The sequence below is a fragment of the Micromonospora sp. NPDC050695 genome, assembly GCF_040654415.1.
Lineage (GTDB): Bacteria > Actinomycetota > Actinomycetes > Mycobacteriales > Micromonosporaceae > Micromonospora.
Genome location: NZ_JBFAHZ010000076.1, coordinates 1 through 20,436, shown reverse-complemented (window position 1 = coordinate 20,436; position 20,436 = coordinate 1). Strand labels below are relative to the sequence as shown.

General features: G+C 70.6%; 10 protein-coding genes and 1 tRNA gene. 4 read left to right on the top strand and 7 right to left on the bottom strand.

What is annotated here, in order from left to right:
• Nucleotides 1-131: 131 nt before the first annotated feature.
• A tRNA-Glu gene (locus AB0H52_RS29890) sits at nt 132-206 on the bottom strand.
• 51 nt (nt 207-257) lie between these two features.
• Between AB0H52_RS29890 and AB0H52_RS29885 the strand changes: the two genes are divergently transcribed.
• From AB0H52_RS29885 to AB0H52_RS29870, 4 genes are all read left to right on the top strand, one after another.
• Complete coding sequence (locus tag AB0H52_RS29885; RefSeq protein WP_225854604.1) at nt 258-980, top strand: GAF domain-containing protein; 723 nt, start codon at nt 258-260, stop codon at nt 978-980.
• A 102-nt stretch (nt 981-1,082) separates the two neighbouring features.
• Nucleotides 1,083-1,847 (top strand): heliorhodopsin HeR, encoded by a 765-nt coding sequence (gene heR, locus AB0H52_RS29880; protein ID WP_225854603.1) that lies wholly within the window; start codon nt 1,083-1,085, stop codon nt 1,845-1,847.
• 272 nt (nt 1,848-2,119) lie between these two features.
• On the top strand, nt 2,120-6,031 hold the full coding sequence (locus AB0H52_RS29875) for a Pls/PosA family non-ribosomal peptide synthetase (RefSeq protein ID WP_357951563.1): 3,912 nt from the start codon (nt 2,120-2,122) through the stop codon (nt 6,029-6,031).
• On the top strand, nt 6,028-7,368 hold the full coding sequence (locus AB0H52_RS29870; protein WP_151490954.1) for a M1 family metallopeptidase: 1,341 nt from the start codon (nt 6,028-6,030) through the stop codon (nt 7,366-7,368). Before AB0H52_RS29875 ends, AB0H52_RS29870 begins: the two co-directional genes overlap by 4 nt.
• Before the next feature lie 92 nt (nt 7,369-7,460).
• Here AB0H52_RS29870 and AB0H52_RS29865 read toward each other — a convergent pair whose 3' ends face one another.
• The 6 genes from AB0H52_RS29865 to AB0H52_RS29840 all read right to left on the bottom strand — a co-directional run bounded on the left by AB0H52_RS29865 (nt 7,461) and on the right by AB0H52_RS29840 (nt 20,153).
• On the bottom strand, nt 7,461-8,732 hold the full coding sequence (locus AB0H52_RS29865) for a CehA/McbA family metallohydrolase (protein WP_225854602.1): 1,272 nt from the start codon (nt 8,730-8,732) through the stop codon (nt 7,461-7,463).
• A gap of 146 nt (nt 8,733-8,878) precedes the next feature.
• Nucleotides 8,879-15,067, bottom strand: a complete 6,189-nt coding sequence (locus AB0H52_RS29860; protein WP_357951559.1) for a S8 family serine peptidase — start codon at nt 15,065-15,067, stop codon at nt 8,879-8,881.
• 14 nt (nt 15,068-15,081) lie between these two features.
• A complete protein-coding gene (locus tag AB0H52_RS29855) occupies nt 15,082-15,237 on the bottom strand; it encodes a hypothetical protein (RefSeq protein WP_192580342.1) in 156 nt (51 codons plus the stop codon).
• An 81-nt stretch (nt 15,238-15,318) separates the two neighbouring features.
• On the bottom strand, nt 15,319-18,273 hold the full coding sequence (locus tag AB0H52_RS29850; protein WP_357951557.1) for an AAA family ATPase: 2,955 nt from the start codon (nt 18,271-18,273) through the stop codon (nt 15,319-15,321).
• 348 nt (nt 18,274-18,621) lie between these two features.
• Complete coding sequence (locus AB0H52_RS29845) at nt 18,622-19,119, bottom strand: LURP-one-related family protein (RefSeq protein WP_151490950.1); 498 nt, start codon at nt 19,117-19,119, stop codon at nt 18,622-18,624.
• Nucleotides 19,120-19,508: 389 nt separating this feature from the next.
• Entirely contained in the window at nt 19,509-20,153 is a 645-nt protein-coding gene (locus tag AB0H52_RS29840; RefSeq protein ID WP_151490949.1) for a response regulator transcription factor, read from the bottom strand.
• Between the last annotated feature and the right edge of the window lie 283 nt (nt 20,154-20,436).

Here is a 20,436-nt window from a genome sequence, read left to right as displayed (position 1 = left end):
GACTTCGACGTCATGCTGATGATCTCTCCTCAGAACCGTCCAGGAAGAGTATCCCCTGGTAGACGAGCTGTCTCACATCAGCGTGACAGGGAGGGTGGCGTTCCGGGAGCAGGGAATCGAACCCTGCCGCGTCGGCCGTACGGGGTTTCGAACCCGTAACCTCCTGGCTGAGAACCAGGTGAGCTGCCACCTTGCTCCAACGGCCCATGGGGTTGGCGTCAATCGCGCCGACGTCCGGGACCGGGGTGTCGAACCCCGTGTCTCTCGCTCCCAAAGCGAGCGGGTCAGCCGCGCCGAGCCTGCCCGACTTCTACAACGAGGCCATCGACGGCATCGCGACCGGCGAAGGTGTCGGCTCGTGCGGCACCGCCGCTCACCGGCGGGAGCCGGTCATCGTCACCGACATCGCCGTCGATCCCTTCTGGAACGATTTCCGGGACCTGGCCGGCCGGGCCGGGCTGGCGGCCTGCTGGTCCACGCCGATCCTGGCCCGCGACGGCGGCTTGTTGGGCACCTTCGCCATGTACCACCGCACCCCGCGCGTCCCACAGGAGACCGACCTCGCGCTCGCCCGGCTCTTCGCCGGCACCGCGGCCCTGGCCATCGAACGCCACCACATCGAGCAGGGGAAACTCGCCGCCGAAGCACGCGCCACGTCAGCCAACGACGAGCTCGCCAAGGTGGTACGCGTCGAGCGGGAGCTGCGCGCCGAGGCCGAGCAGCGTGCCGCCGCCGCTGCCGAACTCGCCGCTCGGATGCGGGCCGCCGCAGCCGCACAGGCCGCCACACCGCACCCCGAGCACTGCCAGCTCGGCGGCGCCGCCGGCTGCACCGCACCGGCCGAGATCAAGATCGCCGATTCGTGGGGCGACGCGGCGTGGGGCTGCCCCACCCATGTCGAGGAGGCGATCCTCAACGTGCGCTCGGTGTTCATCGCCAACGAGGAACTCGGCGGACTGACCGCCTACCTCAACCGCTGAACGCTGCCCGACGGCGAGGACCACGCCGTACACGACGACGTCGCGGGCGGTGATATGCCCAAAGCCCGGCGGACGGACGTTCCCCTACCTATGGTGGCGCGTATGCGGCACCAGGCGGCGGGCCGTGACCGTTACCGGCGGTTGCGCGGTTTCAATGTGCTCGTCGGCCTGGTACTGGCGGTCGAGGGCAGCTGGATGTGGGCGGCCAGCAGCGACCTGACCCTGCCGGTCACCGCGTCGTACCTGACGGCCGATCCGGTGACGCTGCGCGACGCGACGCTGCCAGAGGTGGCCTTCCGCATCGCCGTCGGACCGGCGGTGGCGGTCTTCCTGCTCCTCGCCGCGCTCGACCACTTCGTCACCGCCGCCCCCGGCGTGCACCGATGGTACGAGCGCAACCTCGACCGGCGGGCCAACTACGCCCGCTGGATCGAGTACTCCGTCAGCGCCTCGATCATGATCGTGCTCATCGGCCTGTTCGTCGGGATCCGCGACCTCGCGGCGGTCATCGGGATCTTCGCCGCGAACACCGCGATGATCCTGTTCGGCCTGCTGATGGAGCGGCAGCAGACGCCGGGCCGCGCCGATTGGAGCGCGTTCTGGTTCGGTTCGCTGGTCGGCGCGGCGCCCTGGCTGGCGATCATCGTGTACGTCGCGCAGCCGCCGGAGATCCCCGGCTTCGTCTGGGCGATCATCATCGTCCAGTTCGTGCTCTTCGCCAGCTTCGCGGTCAACATGGCGTTGCAGTACGCGCAGCGTGGCCGCTGGCGGGACTACCGTTACGGTGAGGTCTCGTACATCGTGCTCAGTCTCGTGGCCAAGTCCGCGCTGGCCTGGCTGATCTACGCCAACGTGCTGCGCACCTGACCGGTTCGCTCCGTGACTCGTTGACGCCCAGGATGCGCCGCGTGCGAACGGTCGGCCGTCGCCGCCGGCCGCCCAGTACGACGCGAGCATGGCGGTCGCGACCGTCAGGTGTCCCCGGAACACAGCGGTGTGGTGGTGGACACGAACGCTCGGCTCCGTCGTCAGATGCGGCCGGTGCGACGTAGCGTTGACGGCTGGCCAGGGCAGGTCCGCGTTCCGCACGCCTGGTTGACGCCAATCCGCGAGGTGAAGATGGTGAACACCCGGTGCCCGTGACGAGTGGCCCGCAGATAGTCGCGCTTCCGCCGGCGGCGACCGTACCGGCGCACCCGGCGGTGTTCCGCTCCCCCTCGACCCCGGCCCGCCGCACGCTTGTCGACATTCTCGACGACTCCGTGCGCGCGCACGGCGACGCGGTTGCGATCGACAACGACGGCACGGCACTGACGTACCGCGACCTGGCCGGTGAGGTCGAGGCCGTCCGGAGTTCGCTGGCCGGGCGCGGCATCGGTGTCGGTGACCGGGTGGGCATCCGGATCTCATCCGGTACGGCCGAGCTGTACCTGGCGATCCTCGGCGTTCTCGCGGCGGGTGCGGCCTACGTGCCGGTCGACGCGGACGATCCCGAGGAACGCGCCGAGCTCGTCTTCGCCGAGGCGGGGGTCGTCGCGGTGCTCAGTGACGGGCTGGCGGTGTCGCTCCGTCGTACCCCGGGGGGTCGCACGGGCCGACCTGATCCCGACGACGACGCCTGGATCATCTTCACCTCCGGTTCTACGGGCACCCCGAAGGGTGTGGCCGTCAGCCACGGCGCGGCGGCGGCTTTCGTGGACGCCGAGGCGCAGTTGTTCCTCGCCGACGAGGCCAGCGAGGCGATCGGTCCGCAGGACCGGGTTCTGGCCGGGCTGTCGGTGGCGTTCGACGCGTCCTGCGAGGAGATGTGGCTGGCGTGGCGGCACGGCGCGTGTCTGGTGCCGGCCGCGCGGTCACTCGTCCGCAGCGGCGTCGACCTCGGGCCGTGGCTGGCCGAGCAGCGCATCTCGGTGGTGTCGACGGTGCCGACACTCGCCGCGCTGTGGCCCGTCGAGGCGTTGGAGGAGGTCCGGCTGCTGATTTTCGGTGGCGAGGCCTGCCCACCGGAGCTGGCGCAGCGCCTGGCCGTCGAGGGACGCGAGGTCTGGAACACCTACGGACCAACCGAGGCGACGGTGGTCGCCTGCGCCGCGCGGATGACCGGCGAGGGACCGGTACGCATCGGGCTGCCGCTGGCCGGCTGGGAGCTCGCCGTGGTTGACGCCTCCGGCGCTCCGGTCGCCATGGGTGAGACCGGCGAGCTGGTGATCGGCGGGGTGGGGCTCGCCCGCTACCTGGACGTGGGCAAGGACGCCGAGAAGTTCGCGCCGCTGCCCGCGCTCGGCTGGCAGCGGGCGTACCGCAGCGGTGACATCGTCCGGGCGGAGCCCGAGGGGCTCCTGTTCGTCGGCCGCGGTGACGAGCAGGTCAAACTCGGGGGACGCCGGATCGAGCTCGGCGAGATCGACGCCGCACTGCAGGCGCTGCCCGACGTCGCCGGTGCCGCCGCGGCGGTGCAGCGCACCGCCGCGGGCAACCAACTGCTGGTGGGGTACGTGGTCCCGCGTGACGGCGTCACGTTCGATGCCGCGGCGGCGGCGCTGCGGATCCGTGAGCAGCTGCCGGCGGCGCTCGTGCCGCTGCTGGCCACGGTGGAGGCACTGCCGACCCGGACATCCGGCAAGGTGGATCGGGCCGCGCTGCCCTGGCCGCTGGCCACCGGGCAGGACACGGCGGGTGAGCTGACCGCGACGGAGGAGTGGCTCGCCGGCGGTTGGGCCGAGATCCTGGGCGTACGCCCCACCGAGGCGGACGCGGACTTCTTCACCCACGGCGGCGGCAGCCTGAACGCGGCGCAACTGGTGGCGTGGATCCGGCGCCGGTACCCGCGCGTCTCGGTGGCCGACATCTACCTTCACCCGAAACTGTCGCGGCTCGCGGCCGTGCTCGACGCGCTCGACACCACCGAGGCGAAGCGCCGGGAGGTCCGGCCGACGCCACGGCGTGCCGGACTGATCCAGGCCGCGATGATGGTTCCGATGCTGGCGCTGGTCGGGCTCCGCTGGCTGACCGTCCTCGCGGCCCTCGGCACGGTCCTCGGCCGGTTCGCTCCGGCACCCTGGGCGCCGGTTGTGTCCTGGTGGTGGGTGGCGCTGGGCTGGCTTGTGCTGTTCAGCCCGCCGGGCCGGATCGCCATGGCCGCCGCAGGAGCTCGCCTCCTGCTGCGCGGGGTACGCCCCGGCAGCTACCCGCGCGGTGGCGGCGTCCACCTGCGGCTGTGGGCCGCCGAACGCCTCGCCGAGCTGACCGGCGCCACCAGCGTCGCCGGGGCATCCTGGATGACCATCTACGCCCGGGCTCTCGGCGCGCAGATCGGGGCCGACGTCGACCTGCACTCCGCGCCGCCGGTGACCGGCCTGCTGAAGCTCGGCCGCGGCGCGGCGATCGAGCCGGAGGTCGATCTGTCCGGCCACTGGGTCGACGGCGATGTCGTCCGCATCGGCAGGGTTCGCGTCGGTGCCGACGCCCGGGTCGGGTCTCGCAGCATCCTGATGCCGGGCGCTCGGATCGGCAAGGGCGCCCGCGTCGCCGCGGGCTCGACGGTGGCCGGCGCCGTACCGGCGAACCACCACTGGGCCGGCTCACCGGCGGCAGCCGCGGCCGACAAGGATTCGGACGGGTGGCCGGGGCAGCGTCCCCCCCGATCGCGCACAGGGGCATGCCTCTGGCCGCTCGCGTACGGGATGACCGCCCAGTTGCTGGCGCTGGTCCCGATCGTGGCCGCCCTGCCGGCACTCGCCCTGCTCGGCTGGACGTTCGCCGTCCGGCCGGCGGTCGGCGCTGTGCTGGCCGCCGTCGCGGTGGCGACCGTCGTCTACGTCGTGGGCTACGCGCTGCTGGTACTCGGGCTCGTCCGGACGCTCAGCATCGGCCTGCGCGCCGGGTATCACGCTGTGCAGGGGCGGGTGGCGTGGCAGGTCTGGACGACCGAGCGGCTGATGGGGATGGCCCGGGTCGGGCTGTTCCCGCTCTACGCCAGCCTGTTCACACCGGTGTGGTTGCGGCTGCTCGGCGCCAAGGTGGGGCGCGGGGTGGAGGCGTCCACCGTGCTCGCACTGCCGGCGATGACCACGGTCGCCGACGGGGCCTTCCTGGCCGACGACACCATGGTCGCGACCTACGAGCTGAGCCACGGGTGGCTGCGGGTAGCCCCGGCCCGCATCGGCAAGCAGGCATTCCTCGGCAATTCGGGGATGGCCGCAGCCGGGCGCTCGGTGCCGAAGCGTGGCCTCGTCGGTGTGTTGTCGTCGGCGCCGTTCAAGGCGAAGAAGGGCTCGTCGTGGCTCGGCGCACCGCCGATGCCGCTGCGCCGTACCGTCCAGGCAGCCGACACCAGTCGCACCTTCGACCCGCCGGTCCGGCTGAAGCTCGCCCGGGCTGCGATCGAGCTGTGCCGGATCGTGCCGATGATGTGCGCCGGCGCCCTGGCGATCGGCGTCCTGGCCGTCCTCGCGCTCGTGTGGAGGGCCGCCGGGTGGTGGGCCGCCCCGCTCGTGGCCGGACCGGTGCTGCTGGGTGCGGCGATCGTCGCCGCCGCCGCCGCGACGGCCGCGAAGTGGCTGCTGGTCGGGCGCTTCCGAGTCGCCGATCGGGCGCTGTGGACATCCTTCGTGTGGCGCAACGAGCTGGCCGACACGTTCGTCGAGGTCCTCGCCGCGCCGTGGTTGGTCCGCTTCGCGACCGGCACGCCACTGCTCGCGGCGTGGCTGCGCACGCTCGGTGCGAAGATCGGCCGGGGCGTCTGGTTGGAGACCTACTGGCTGCCCGAGTACGACCTGGTGCGGCTGGGCGATGGCGCGACGGTGAACCGCGGTTGTGTGGTGCAGACCCATCTGTTCCATGATCGTGTGATGAGCATGGACGAGGTGACACTGGGCGCGGGAGCGGCGCTGGGCCCGCACGGCATCGTCCTGCCGGGGGCGAGCATCGGCGCGCGGACCACCGTCGGGCCCGGTTCGCTGGTGACCCGCGGCGACGCCGTGCCGTGCGACAGCCGGTGGTTGGGTAACCCGATCACCACCTGGCCGGCGCCAGCGGCACGGTCGGCGTGAATCCGAAGGCGTCGGCGTCGAGCGGCGCAACGCCCGGTGCCGCTCGCTCCGGCGACTCCTACCTGCCGGAGCACGGCAACGGCGGCTACCGGGTGCTGCACTACGACCTCGACCTGCACTACCGGGTCGTGTCGAACCGCCTTGCCGGCCGGGCCGACCTCAGCGGGGTGGCCGTGCAGTCGCTGTCGCGGTTCACCCTCGACCTCGGTCGGCTCCGCGTCCAGGACGTCCGGGTGGACGGGCGCCCGGCGAAGTACCTGCACCGGCCGGACAAACTTCAGATCAAACCCGAGCGGCCGATCGGCGCCGGGGACACGTTCCGGGTGGAGATCCGGTACGCGGGAAAGCCGGTGCCCATCTCCGGCCGGTGGGGCGAGATCGGGTGGGAGGAACTCACCGACGGGGTGCTCGTGGCCAGCCAGCCGAACGGATCGCCGTCCTGGTTCCCGTGCGATGACCAGCCCGGTGCCAAGGCCACCTTCCGGGTGGCAGTCACGACCTCCTCCCCGTACACCGTGCTGGTGACCGGTGATCCCGTGCTCCAGCGGCGGGGCGCGGGCGACACGACCTGGGTGTACGAGCGCCGCGAGCCCACCTCGCCGTACCTGATGAGCGTTCAGATCGGACGCTACGAGATGCTGGATCTGGGTGGTGGTGCGGTGGTGCAGCGAGCCGCGATCCCACCCGCGCTGCGCCGGAACGCCGCCCACGACCTCAGCCGGCACGACGAGATCATGACGACGCTCCAGCGGTTCTTCGGGCCGTACCCATTCCGGGAGTACGTCGTCGTGGTCGCCGACGACGACCTCGACGATCCCGTCGAGGCGCAGGGCATGGCCGTCTTCGGGCGCAACCACGTCGACGGGCGGCGCACGCACGAGCGGCTCGTCGTCCACGAGCTGGCCCACCAGTGGTTCGGCAACAGCCTCACGGTGGCGGACTGGCGGCACATCTGGCTCAACGAGGGCTTCGCCACCTACGCCGAGTGGCTGTGGTCCGGCGTCGGCGGCAACCTCCCGACGGACGCCGTGGCCGCCGAGTGGTACGCCTGGGTCGCGGCCCGGCCGCGCAGGGTCGTCGTCGCGGATCCCGGCGTCGACCGGATGTTCGACCCGCTGGTCTACAAGCGCGGCGCGCTCACGGTGCACGCCCTGCGGAAGAGGGTCGGCGACGAGGCGTTCTTCACGCTCCTGCGGGCCTGGGTCGCCGAGCACCAACACGCGACGGTGACGACCGAGCAGTTCCGGCTGCACGCCCAGCGCTTCACCCGTGAGCCCCTGAGTGAGCTGTTCGAGACCTGGCTGGACAGCCCGACACTGCCCCCACCACCTCTCTGACCTGGACGGGACGCGACCATCTCGCGGATCCGAGCCGGTCCCCGGAACGACGGGCACAGCCGTCCGTGGCTGGCCCGCCGCACCTCGGGGGTTCAGGGGCGCAGCCACCAGGGGCTGGTGTAGGCCACGCCAAAGTCGTTACACGGGTGACCAGCCGGGCCAGGGGTGCCGTTCGGCAGGGACGGGTCGGAGATCCGAAGCACCACCCAGTCGCCGTCGGTGACGGTGAGCGGCACGGTGAAATCGGTGACCCGACCGTTGACGGTGTCGATGACGTCGACGACGGTCGGCGCGGAGGAGCCCGGCCGGAGCACCTGGATCCGCAGCGGCTTGCCGTCCCAGGCCGAGCCGCGGTCGAGGTCCAGCAGGAACCGGACGTCGCCGGAGGTCACGTTCAGCACGCCGCCCATGCGTACGCCATTGGCCGTGGCGTCCACCCGGAGCCCCGAGACGCGCGTGGCGAAGGATCGACGGGCGGCCATCGCCTCGAACACCGCGGCGCGGGTGTTCTCGGCGACCCACAGACCACTGCGCCCCTTACCCTCGTGGAAGCCCCAGGTGGTGCCGTGCTCGTCGGTGACGCCGGTCAGGGCCGGCCGCCAACCGGCGTTCAGGCAGGCCACCAGCGGTGACGTCACACCCGACGACCAGCCCTCGAAGAGGAAGTCGTCGGTGCGGTTGAACATCTCCAGCCCCACGAGCTGATCACGGGCCGAGGCGTTGAAGGAGAAGTTGTTGAACCGGCCCACCTCGCGGCCGGGGTGGTTGAAGCTCGCCAGACCCCCGGGCCGGCCGGTGAGCCAGTTGTACAGGCTGCCAGGGCTGCCGGCCCGCAGCAGATCGGCGAAGTCGGAGGTGTTCCAGACGTTGATGTGCCCCTGGAGAGGATGCGACCACTCGAACCCGCGGATGGCGGTGAACTGACCCGGGTCGTTGGCCGCGTTGGCCAGGTCGCCGGTGGTCCGCCACTCGGACGAGCTGAGCCCGTCGATGGAGAAGAGCGTGGCGTGATCGGTCAGCGCGGCCACGTCCAGACCGGCCTCGCGCATGGAGGCGAACGCGGCCTCGGCGCTGCCGTCCCCGTCCGACATGACCGTGTGGTTGTGCATGTCCGTGTGGACCAACATCGTGCCCTGGGTGATCAGGGATGTCCGGCTGGCGCCGGTCGCCGCGGTTGGGGCGCCGGCCCTCGTCGTGTTGGCCGCCCGGGCCGCGGTCGGCAGCGCGGCCAGCATCAACGTCCCGCCGGCACCGGCCAGAAGCGTCCGTCGGCCGAAGCCTGTGGGGACCTCGACCTGGCCGTACGGCACCTCGTCGTCGGACCGCTCGTCGTGGTGGCAGTGGTGCGGGTGGTGTCCAGTCATGGATATATAGATATGGATGTAGCTGACGGAGACGTCACACGGAGCCGTCAGGTGAGCGAACAGTGCGGTACGCCTCACACCGCAGCAGCGGTCAGGGCCTCCACGGACATCGTCCCGCGGAGGCCCCGACCACTGGTGTGGCTATCTCAGAGGCGGGGATCCTCCTGGACCTTGAGGGCGTTGAGGATCGGGTCGCTCTCCCCCTTGTCGCGGAGGAGCTCGATCTTCAGATCGCCACCGGCGTGCTCGACGGTGACCGTGTTCAGGTCCGCGGTCAGCGCACCCACCTTCGCCTGCACGTCGTGGTCGTAGAGCGCGATCCTGCCGTCGGCGAGCACATCGAAGGCACGCTTGCCGGCCTTGATCTTCTCGATCTCCGCGAAGTCGAGGCCGATCCGGTACGTCCCGGCCGGGGCGTTCTTGAACACGTAGCTGAACGTCTCGCCGGTCCGCTGGGTGCGGAACAGCGCGTCGTCCTCGGTGCCGGCGATGTCGGCCTTGGTGGTACGTACCTTGCCGCCGACGTAGCCCCACTGCCGCGAGCCGACCGACTGGTCGGGCGACCAGAAGAAACCGTCGGCATCGACGTACCCCGACCCGCCCGCGTCGACGCCCTTCGTGTAGGCCGACGTCGCCAGCCGTACCGACTTGAGCTGGGTCTCAGCCTTGCCGGTGGTCGACGTCACGAGCACGTCCCCGACGAGCACGCCGGGCTTGCTGCCGGCGCTGTCGGCCGTCACCGTGACCGTGGTGGCCTTTCCGGCCGCGAGCGTGACCGTGCCGGTCGCGGCCGCGCCCGTCAGGGTCAGCCACGGAAGGTCGCCGGCCTCGTGCCCGCCGTCGCTGGTGCGCTTCTGCTCGCTGACCCGTACCTGCATCGGGGCGGAGCCGGTGTTGGTGACGGTCACGTCGGCCGTCGCCTTCTGGCCCTTGTCGAGGAGCCAGTCGAGGTCGGCTCCGGTGACGCTGGCGATGCCCGTGGTCAACGCCGTGTCCACCACCTCGGCCTGATCCTTCTTGGCGATGATCACCGGGTGGCTGGCGGTGACGTAGTTCGGGGCCCCGACCTGCACGGTGTTCTCGCCGACCAGCGCCTGGGCCTTCCAGCGGCCCTTCACGTCGGTCGTGATGACCCGTTCGCCGGCCGGACCCTTGAGCGTGACGATCGCGCCCTCGATCGGCTTGCCGTCGTTCTTGTCGGTGACCGTACCTTCGATCGTGCCCGCGGCCGGGAGGGTGTACTCCAGGCCCAGGCCAGCCTTCAGGACGGGCTGGTCGAAGGAGTACTGGCTCGCCGGGTTGCGCGTCAGGCTCTCCACGCCGACCGTCGCCGACGACCCCTTGGTGAGGGGGTTGTCACCGCCGACGCCGTCGCCGTACCCGATCTGGATCCGTCCGTCCGCGATCAGCGTGACCGAGAAGCTCACCCGAGCCGTCCGGTCGCTGGAGAAGGTGACGTTGCGCCACTCGATGACCTGCGCGGCCAGCCCGTCCACCTCGGTCGTGCCGAAGTAGATGCCCGCCTCGTCGTCGACGACCAGGTCGTCCCAGAACGGGTGGATCGCGTCGAACGGGTACGGCGACGGCAGTGCCGTGTTGTTCGCCGGCGCGTCGGCGCGGTCGAAGATCAGCGTGCCGTTCGTCGTCACGCAGACGCCGTCCCAGGCCGTGTCGTAGAACGGGGCCAGGAAGGTGGAGTCGAACCACAGCACGCCGCAGAGGTCGTCGCCGTGCCATCCGGACTCCTGGGTGCCCTGGCGGTAGAGCCCGTCGGTCACCTTCATCGAGTACGAGCGACCGGCGGGAGCCACCGGCACCGGACCCGGATCCGGCTGCTCCGGCTCCGGCTCCGGCTCAGCCGCGTCCGCCCGCGGGTCGAGCGTCACCCGCAGCGCGGCGATGCTCGGGGCCTTCAGGCCCTTCGAGCCGCGCAACTCCACGGTCAGCGGACCGCCCTCGTGCGTCACGACGGCCTTACGCCAGTCGGCGGCGTTCGGCCCCACGGCCCCGGTCGGGTCGTAGGCGTAGTCCGTCAGAGTTCCGTCCACGAGGAGGTCGAACACCCGCTTCCCCTTGGCCACCTTGTCGATCTCGGCGAACCCGAAGTCGATCGCGTAGGTGCCCTTGGGTGCGTCGGGGAATCGGTAGAACAGTTGCTTGTCCGCTGTGGTGCGCTGCGACTGGAACAGGGCGTCGTCCGTCGTGCCGGCGATACCGGCCTTCGTGGCGGTGACCTTCGTCTTGTTGCCCTCGTAGCCCCACGCCTTCTTGCCGGCGGGCTGGTCGGCGGACCAGGTGTAGCCGGAGCCGTCGGTGAGCTTCGCGCCGCCGGCGTTGACACCGACCTGGTACTTCGTGGTCGTGAGCGTCACCGGGACGTAGCTCCTGGGCTGGCGTCCGGAGTTGGACCGCACGACGATGTTCGCGGCGAGGACTCCGGGCTTGGCGCCCTTCGAGGAGATCGACACCTTGACGGTCGTCGACTGACCGGGGGCAAGGGTGCCGCCGGCCGAGGAGAGCGACAGCCACGGCAGGTCGGTGAGCAGATCGTCCTCGACGTCGACGAGCACGACGTCGTCGGCGACCTGGTCCGCCGCCCACAGCGCGCCGGTCGAGTCGGTCTCGAGGCCGCCGCCCTGGGCCACCTTCTGGCCCGGGAACCACCACGCGTTCACCAGCGAGCAGTCGTCGGGGTTGATCTGCAACAGGCGGCTGGTCCGGTTCCAGGTGAGGTCGGTGTACCAGATGGTGTTGGACGCCTGGTTGTAGGCCAGGCCCATCACCTCGGTTAGCGGCGGGGTGCAGTAGGACAGCAGCGCGCCCGGGTTGTCGTGCGACGTGCCGGCGACGGTCCCGATCTTGCCGTTCCGTCGGCCGCCGACGTAGAACACGTCCCGGATCGGGTTGTAGGCGAGCCCGGTCAGCTGCGACGTGGAAAAGTCACCATTGATCTGCCTGGTCTCCTTACCGGTGTCCCGGTTGAAGCAGTGGATGAGGCTGGCCGGGCTGTCCTCCATCTGGCACATGTCACCGGTCTTGGTGTCGAGCGCCATGTCGAACGCCCGGTACGCGGGGTTCCACGCCGCGTCGAAGACCTTCCCGGTCGGCTTACCGGTCACCGTGTAGGCGGTGTTGGTCCGCTTGTTGTAGTCGTGGACCCAGACGTCACCGTCGTACCCGATGCCGGTGACCTCCTTCTCCCCGGCCTTGCCGGGGATGGGGATCCGGGTGATGACGTCGCCGCCGACGGTCGCGCCGACCTTGGCAGCCGCCTGCGCCTCCGCGGTGCTCGACTTGGCCGCGATGCCGTCGACGTTCGACGGTTTCGTGCCGCTGGCGTCCTTCTTCCACGCGGCGAGGTCGATCGTGCTGGCCGCACCCTTCCCCGTGCGCGCGGTGCGTCCGGTGGCGTCGAGTTCGGGGTGGCGCTCGGCCTCGCCCAGGCTGTACGTGAGGGGGGCGGAGCCGTTGTTGGTCAGCGTCAGCGAGCCCGCGCCGTTCTGGTCGGTGCCCAGCAGCGTCTCGAGGCCGTCGGCCTTCAGGCCGGCGACACCCGTGGCCAGGCGTGCGTCGATCGTGGCCTTCGCGTAGAGCTTCTTCAGCGAGAAGGGGTACGCAGCGGTCGAGTAGTTGCGCGCCTCGACAGTCATGGTGTAGCTGCCGACCGGAAGCTGGCGGTGCACGAGGCCCGTGCCGTTGGTGGTGACGGTCTCGACCAGCCCGTTCTTGTTCGAGAACGAGACCTTGGCGTCGGCCAGCGGTAGCCCGTCGTTACGGTCGACGACGGTCGCGTCGAGGTACCCGAAGTCAGGCAGGTCGTAGGTGACGATCATCCCGTCGCGCAGCACCGGAGCGTGGTCGGAGAAGCGGATACCGTCGACGCCGGACCAGCCCTGGATGCCGGTGATGGCGTTCGCGCCGGCGGTCACCGGGTCGTCGGTCCCGAAGCCGTCGCCGTACCCGAAGATCATCGTGCCCGAGCGGGTGAAGGTGGCCGAGAAGTTGACCGGCTTCGTGTACTCCGACCGGTTCGGGTAGGCCCAGAGCTTCGCGTTGCGGTACTCGAAGACGAATGCGTCCTCACCGTTGACCTTGGTGGCTGCCGTGAAGACACCACCGCCTTGGGCGAACTGGACGGGGATCTCGACATAGAGCGGGAAGGCGCCCGCGCCGCCGTAGCCAGGGTCGGTGGTGCCGTCCGGGGAGATCACGCCGCGCAGGCCGACGCCGAGAGTGTCGTGGCTGCCGTTGTAGAGCGCGATCGGGAACGGCAACTTCACCGTCGCCCACACGCCGCTGCCAAACGCGACCGGTTCGGTGCCGCGCAGGTACTCGCCCTCGGAGACGGCGCAGCTGTAACCGCCCTTGTCGACGACGAGCCCGACCGGAATCGTGGGCGACTCGTTTCGCGCGCCGACGGTCAGCGGGACCGTCGTGGGCGAGAAGCAGGCGTTGGCCGTGACGGCCAGGCTGTACGCGCCCTCGGGGACAGCGGTGATCGTGAACGCGCCGTTCGCGTCCGTGCGTACCGGCTTCAGCGGCGTGTCCCGGACCGAGACGTCGGCGTTCGGGACGGGCCGCTTCTTGTCGTCGACGACCTTGCCGCTGATGTCGTGCTTCGCGGCGGCCGTGAGTTTCAGCGTGACGGGGGTGTCCTGACCGAGGGAGACCGTGACGTTGGCGGTCGTGGTCAGGTAGCCGAAGACCTTGGTGCTGAGCTGGTAGTCGCCGACCGGGAGGTTCGTGGTGAACCGGCCGTCCTTGTCGGTGCCGATCGACCGGCTGAACGGCCCGCTGATCGTCACCTCGGCGGCGGGGACCGGGGCGCCGTTGGCGGTGACGACGCCGGTGAGGGTGCCGCCCTTGCGGGGCGCGAGCTCAAGCAGGCGGAGGAGGTCGAGCCGGCCCTCGCCGTACTTGTTGTTGACCTCGGCGGTGCCGCCGCACTCGGTGTCGTCGACGTCGACGGCCGACTCGCCGAGCAGGCGGCGGGTCTGGTCGACCTGCCCGATGAGGGTCGGGTCGTAGCTCCACAGCGCCGCGACGGCGCCGGCCACGTGCGGGGCCGCCATCGAGGTGCCGGACTCCTCGACGTAGCTGTTGTTCGGGTACGACGAACGGATGTTGTCACCCGGCGCGGCGATCTCGGGCTTGATCCGACCGTTTTCGCCCTCGCCCTTGCGGGAGAACAACGTCAGTGTGCCGTCCGACCCGTAGGCGCCGACGGAGTAGGCGCTCTCGGCGGAGCCGGGCGAGGAGACGGTGTCGCAGGCCGCGTACGGTGAGGTGTTGCCCGACGACCAGACGCTGAAGATGCCCGCGGCGGTCCAGGCATCGTCGAGGGCCTGGAAGAAGTCGTTGAAGTCGTGCTCGGTGGTCTGGCCCCACGAGTTGTTGATGACGTGGGGGCGCTTGGACGGGTCGGGGTTGTTGCCCTGGAGGTCGGTCGGGGCGAGCAGCCACCAGCCGGACCGCAGCAGCGACTCGACGCCGGTGCTGTCGCAGCAGCCGTTCGTCGCGATCCACTGCGCGTCCGGGGCGACGCCGACGTGGTTGGTGCCGTCGTCGCCGACCATGGTGCCCATGGTGTGCGTGCCGTGTCCCACGTCGTCGCACGGCGCGCCGGTGCACGAGCCCCGGGTGGCCATCCAGTTGTAGTTGTGGTCGACGGTGCCGTCGGCCTTCGTACCGCGGTACTGGTGCATCAGGGCGGGGTGGTCGAACTGCACGCCCGTGTCGAGGTTGGACACCGTGATGCCCGCACCGGTGGCGCCCATGGCCCACGCCTGCGGGGCGTGAATGGCGTCCAGGCCCCACGAGACGGTGCCGTCCGCACCGGCGGCCTTTCCGGCGGCGGGTCGGGCGGCCTGGTCAGCGGGGAGCTTCTTCTCCACCGGCTCAACCAGCGCGACCTGCGGCGTCGCATGGATCTCGGCGACCTGCACGCGCGATGCCACGTCGAGGGCGAGCTTCTCGGTGCCACCCTTGACGAGCACGGCGTTGGCGATCGGGTAGGGGGTGTACTTGACGCCAGCCCGGTCGAGTTCGGCGGAAACCGATGCCAGGGAGTTCTTCGACGCCGCGGTCAGCGCGTCGTAGACGAACTGACCACGAGCGGTCCAGTCGGTGATCTTCTTCGCTGGCGCGAGGTCGGCCTTGGTCTCGAAGGTGATCCAGAAGTCGGAGGCCGGAGACGTACGGAAGCGGTTTTTCAGGGTCGGCGCGATCTTGGCGGACGGCCCGGGGTCCGGCTCGGCGGCGGACGCCGATAGTGGTTGGAGCATGCTCAGGCCGACCGCTGCGGCAAGCGTTGCCGCGAGGGCTTTGAATCTCATGGGGGTCCTTCCGCCTACAGGGGTTGGTAGGGGTCGTGGCTCTCGTGGTCGTCGGCGTCGCGGGCGTCAACGGCATTGCGGGAGCTGTCGTGCGGCTCCCGCGGCAGCTCCAGAGGCGGCGGCGGATCGTCGATGGCGGAGTCGTCACGCACGACAGGTCGCTCAGGCATGCATTGCCCGTGGGCTATGGATCATGTAGTCATGCTCGGCCGAGACGCGCGACCTTAGCTATCCAGCGGATACGTCAATTTTCACGACGCGTCGTCGCGGGCGTCCTCTTCGGCGAACACTCCGGCCTCCACGGCCTTGACCGCGAGCGAGGTCCGGGAACTCACCTTCAACTTGCGCATCGCCGCACGTAGCTGTTGATCCACCGTGGCCGGCGACTTGGCCAGGATCCGGCTGATCTCCCGGTTCGTCTTGCCGGCGACAACCAGTTGGACGACGTCCAGCTCGCGCGGTGAGAGCTGGTCGCCGTACCCGCGTCGGCCGCCGCGCCACAGTCGCGGGACCTCGGCGCCGTGTTCGCGGAGCCGCTGTGCGACACGGTCCGCGTCACCGCGGGCACCGAGCCTGAACAGCTGCTCGTACTGTGCCGCCAGCAGCTCTCGGCCCTGGTCGATCTGGCCGTGCGCGACGAGAGCCTCGGCTTGACGCTCCCGGGCGAGCATGGCGTCGTAGGGGCGTGGCAACGCGCTCCAGGCGCGCGCCGCGCGATCGTAGGCGGTCGCCGCGCGCGCGTGGTCTCCGGCTGCGGCGAGCAGCAGGGCACGGCACACGGCCAGCGCGGCGCGGGGCGCAGGCGCGGTACGGCCACGCAGTCCTCTGGCGAGCTGGTCGCCCAGGCGTGCCGCGGCCGTCAGGTCGCCGGCAGCGAGGTACGCCTCGATCCGGGCGGGGACGAGGTCCGTCGCCCAGATCCAGATGCCCTTTCTCCGGACGGTGTCCATCGGCTCGTTCGTGATCTGCAGCGCCCGACCGCTGTTCCCGTCCGTCAGCCACAGTCTGGCCAGCGCGGCGGCGGCCTCCATCGTGTCGTCGGCCGCGCCGAGACGGGCGGACTCCTCGAGCACCAGGCGGAACTGCTCCTCCGCGACGCGCCGCCGTCCGGCTGCGGCCGCCAACCGAGCCGCGAGGCGGATGCTGCCGAGGTAGTGCGCCGGCCGGTCCCGGTCGGCGTCGGTGAGGGCCGCGCTCTGTTCCGCGAGGCCCTCCCACCCGCCGGTGAACCACGCCAGGTTGGCCTGTTCGAGTCGGACGTTGTGCTGCAACCGGGACGCCTGCTCGGTCTCGGCAAGGTGCCTGGCCACCGCGAGGTGTCTGTCCGCGTCGGCGTACCGGCCCCAGATCAGCGCGCCGGTGCCGACATTCGCGTGGATGCGGGCCACGTCGAGGCGTTCGGCCGCGGTCGCTCCGTCGACGGGCAAGCCGGCGACGACGTCCCAGGCCTCCTCTTCGCCGAGCATGAGCAGCGCCGCGGCCCGGTTGCCGGCCAGGTTCAGCCGCTCCGCGGGAGAGTCGAATTCGGCGGTGAGTTCACCGGCGCGGTCCAACCACCGCCGATGGGTCGACGCCGGCCACGGACCCGCATAGGCCCAGCCGAGATAGGTCATTGCCCGGGCCGCCTCGACCGGGTCATGGTCGAGGTTGGCCACCGCCCGCTCCAGCTCACTGAGCGCGGCCTGCGCCTCACCCCCGGTGATCAGGAGCCGACCCAGGGGGTTGCGGATCTCGGCCTGCTGGCGCGCGGAGAGACCGGGGGTCTCCAGCACCGAGCGCAGGGTACGGATCACGCGGTGGTAGACCTCGTCGACCGGTTCACGACGGCCCAGCGCGGCAACTCCGGCGATGCGCGCGACCCGTGCCCGATCCGCCGGCGGCAGCACGGCCCACGACAACAGCTCGACCAGCAGGTCGACCGCCTTGGTGTGGTCACCCGAGGCCATGGCCAGCTCGGCACCCTGTTCGGCGTATCGCGCCCAGGAACGCGTCTCGCCCGCCTCACGGAAGTGGTGGGCAAGGCGGGCGACAGGCGGTGGGTGGATGTTCTCCAGGGCACGGCCGGCCAGCAGGTGGATGTGTCTGCGGTCGGTCAACGGAATCGCCTCGTAGACGGCCGTCGCGGCCAGCACGTGCCGGAATCCCCACTGGCCGCGGTCGTCCGCGTCCAGGACGCCGGCGTCGGCCGACTCCGCGATGGCGCCTCGACACGCAACGGGAGACAGACCGGCGGTCACCGCGATCGTGGCCACCGATGACCGCTCGGCCAACGTGGCCGCGGCTCGCAACACCTGCTGCGCCGGCGGCGACAGACGGCCCACCCGCTCCCGGGTGGAGTCGCGCACCGTCGGCGGAACCCGGAGCTCGCGCAGCTTCAGCCGGACCCACTGCCCGTCGCGGAAGACGAGGTCGGCGCGGTCGCACATCAGGCGAACCGACTCCTCCAGCGCCAGAGGAACGCCACCGGTCCGCTCGTGCATGAACGTCGCGAACTCCTGCGATACCGGGTTGCCGTCCAGCATCGAGGACACCAGCGCTGCCGTGTCGTCGGGTCGCATCGGCGCCAGGGCGATCCTCAGCTGAGTCACGCCGGCGGGCAATCGGGACGTCAGCCGCAGCAACAGCGACCCGTCGTGCACCTCCTCCGGCCGATAGGAGATCACGAGACTGGGGCCGTCCGTCTGCTGTCGGGAGGTGACGAACAGCAGGAACTCCAGGGTCACCTCGTCGGCCCAGTGGGCGTCCTCGAGCACGAGGACGTCGACACGCAGGGCCCGCAGCAGCTCGTCCAGGGCGCGGAACAGGCGATGCCGTGCCGCCTTCGCGTCGTCCAGGGGCTGCAGTGCGGGCGGCAGGTCCGCGGACCATTCAGGGAACAGGGGCCGTAACGCACCCGCCAGGGCGGTGAGCGGCAATCGCGACACCGGGCGGTCGATGCCACGGAACGCGTCGACGATCGGCCCCAGGGTCAACGACTCGCGAAGCGGTGGGCACACCGAGACCAGGGCGGTGCGCTCGTCCGCCGTCGCCAACCACTCTCGCAGCAGTCGGCTCTTCCCGATGCCCGCCTCGCCCTCCACCAGCACGATCGCCGGCGGCCGGGCCAAGGCGGCCCGCAGCGCCGCCATCTCCCGATCACGACCCACGAAATCCGGCGTCGAGACCGTCGGTGAAGTCCCGTCGTCCTCGGGCGAGGGGTCGAGCATGCGTGATGATCTCGCTTTTCGACGCTCGGGCGCAAGTGCCTGCCGGCGCCTCGCGCCGCGGAATTCCTGCAGCGCCGCCGTCCGTGCCACACGGATCTCAGCTACCGGCGACGTCGCTCTTGGGCATGGCGCCCGCGCCGCGGGACACCATGAGGAGCCCACGGAAGACGACCTCGTGGGCGTCCCCGATGGTCTCGGCCCGGACGTCGTCCACGACGATCCTGACCCAGCCGCCGGCCGACTCCGGAAACACGACGGACTGGCACCGGCATGAACCGGACCACCCGGCGCGGAGTACCGCACCCCGCCCCCAGCCGTAGGCGGTCCGCGCGCCGCGCGGATCCCGGGTCAGTCCTCGTCGCTCTTTTTCTTGTCGCGGTTCAGGGCCAGGTCGAGCGCGAGGACGCTGCCGATGATGAGCAGCGGGTCGACGCCGGCAGTGACCTGCACGGCGTAGGTGTCGCGGATCGTCAGCCACCGCTTGGAGACGGCGGCCACCTCGGTGCCGTCGCGTTCGATCACGTACTCGTGGTCGAGCAGGTCGCCCTTCATCTCCAGGTCGTCGGGCCCCGGCACGTCGATGGTGAACTTGTCGCGAAACGGCGTGAGGAGCTTCTTGCGGACCTCTGCGGCCTTCTCGCCACCGATCCGGATCTCGTAGGTGGGACGCAGCGCCACCAGGTGCCGGTGCAGCGTGGCGACCTCCTGGCCGGAGGCGTCCTCGATGACGACCTTGTTGCGGACGCTGAGCACCTTGCCGTCGACGTGGAAGACCTTGGTGCCGTGCTCGTCGAGCACGTCGAAGTCGTCGCCGATCGAGAAGAACCGTTCCCTGATGACAAACATTCTTCAATTCTCCCCCACCGCGCCCGGACGTGCCGGCCGTGGCCGACCAGCCTTACGGGACTCGACACCACGTCACCGTCGACCGGTGGGATCGACGAGGACACCGGGGTTCGCGGACCCGTCGTGGGCAACCCGTTCGGCGTCGATCGGGCCGGACTTCGCGCCGGCCGCCCCGACAACCGGCCGGGAACCGGGGATCATCCCGTCCCGGCGCGGGGAACCACTAACGGTCCGGGCTGCGGCGTCGCTCCTCAATGGTTGATCTGTGTTGCTCGGCCCACGCCCGGACCGCTGCCAACGGGGGCCGCCATTCGCTGGACGCAGCGGGCTGAGTCGATCATCGCTCGCCCGACACCGAGTCATGGTCAGGAAATGCTTCTCCGACGGCTTCACCGTGGCGTGCCGAGGCCGGCCTGGTGGGCCAACAGGGCGGCTTCGGTGCGGTTCTTGCAGTCCAGCTTGACCAACAGCCGGGAGACATAACCCTTGACGGTGGCCTCGGACAGGTGCAGACGACGCCCGATCTGATGGTTCGACCAACCGGCGCCCAGGCCCTCCAGCACCTCCCGCTCACGATCGGTCAGCGAGGCGCAGATGTCGCGGACGTGTTGGCGGTGACGGTGCCCCGTACTGCCGATCAGCCGTTGGGCCGCCATCGGCGACAGGACGGTGTTGCCGGAGGCGGCGACCCGCACCAGGTCGGCGAGTTCCCCCGGTGCGGTGGACTTGACCAGGAACCCGACAGCGCCGGCCCGCAACGCGCGGAGCACGTACTCGTCCAGATCGAAGGTGGTGAGAGCGACGATCCGTGGGGGCGTGGGAAGCGTCGCGATGCGCTCGATCGCGGTGAGCCCGTCGACGCCGGGCATCCGCAGGTCGATCAGCATCACGTCGGGGCGTAGCCGGACCGCGGCCTCCACCGCCTCGGCACCGTCGTACGCCTCCCCGACCACGTCCAGGCCGCAAGCGGTGAGGATGGTACGCAGGTGCGCGCACACCATCCGCTCGTCATCGACGAGCAGGACGCGGATCACCGCCCTGCCGCCGTCGGCACGTACGCCGGGAGTGTGGCGGACACGGTGAAGCCACCGTCCGGCGTCACCCCGGTGGACAGCGTGCCGCCGACGACCTCCACCCGGTGTCGCAGCCCGGCCAGACCGCTGCCGCCGCCGACAGCGGTGAGGCCAACGTCGGGTGGGTAGCGCCCAGGGCGTTCGCAAGGTCGAGCTTTGACCCTTTAATGGCCTTTGGGGTAGTCACGCCGGTTCAGGCCGGTACGTAGAAGAGCGCGGTCTTCTGGTGATCATTCAGGTGTCT

Bases quoted from the DNA above. Each gene is read 5' to 3' on its own strand.
- heR (WP_225854603.1), top strand. From the start codon at position 1,083: ATGCGGCACCAGGCGGCGGGCCGTGACCGTTACCGGCGGTTGCGCGGT.
- AB0H52_RS29865 (WP_225854602.1), bottom strand. From the start codon at position 8,732: ATGACTGGACACCACCCGCACCACTGCCACCACGACGAGCGGTCCGAC.
- AB0H52_RS29860 (WP_357951559.1), bottom strand. From the start codon at position 15,067: ATGAGATTCAAAGCCCTCGCGGCAACGCTTGCCGCAGCGGTCGGCCTG.
- AB0H52_RS29855 (WP_192580342.1), bottom strand. From the start codon at position 15,237: ATGCCTGAGCGACCTGTCGTGCGTGACGACTCCGCCATCGACGATCCG.
- AB0H52_RS29850 (WP_357951557.1), bottom strand. From the start codon at position 18,273: ATGCTCGACCCCTCGCCCGAGGACGACGGGACTTCACCGACGGTCTCG.
- AB0H52_RS29845 (WP_151490950.1), bottom strand. From the start codon at position 19,119: ATGTTTGTCATCAGGGAACGGTTCTTCTCGATCGGCGACGACTTCGAC.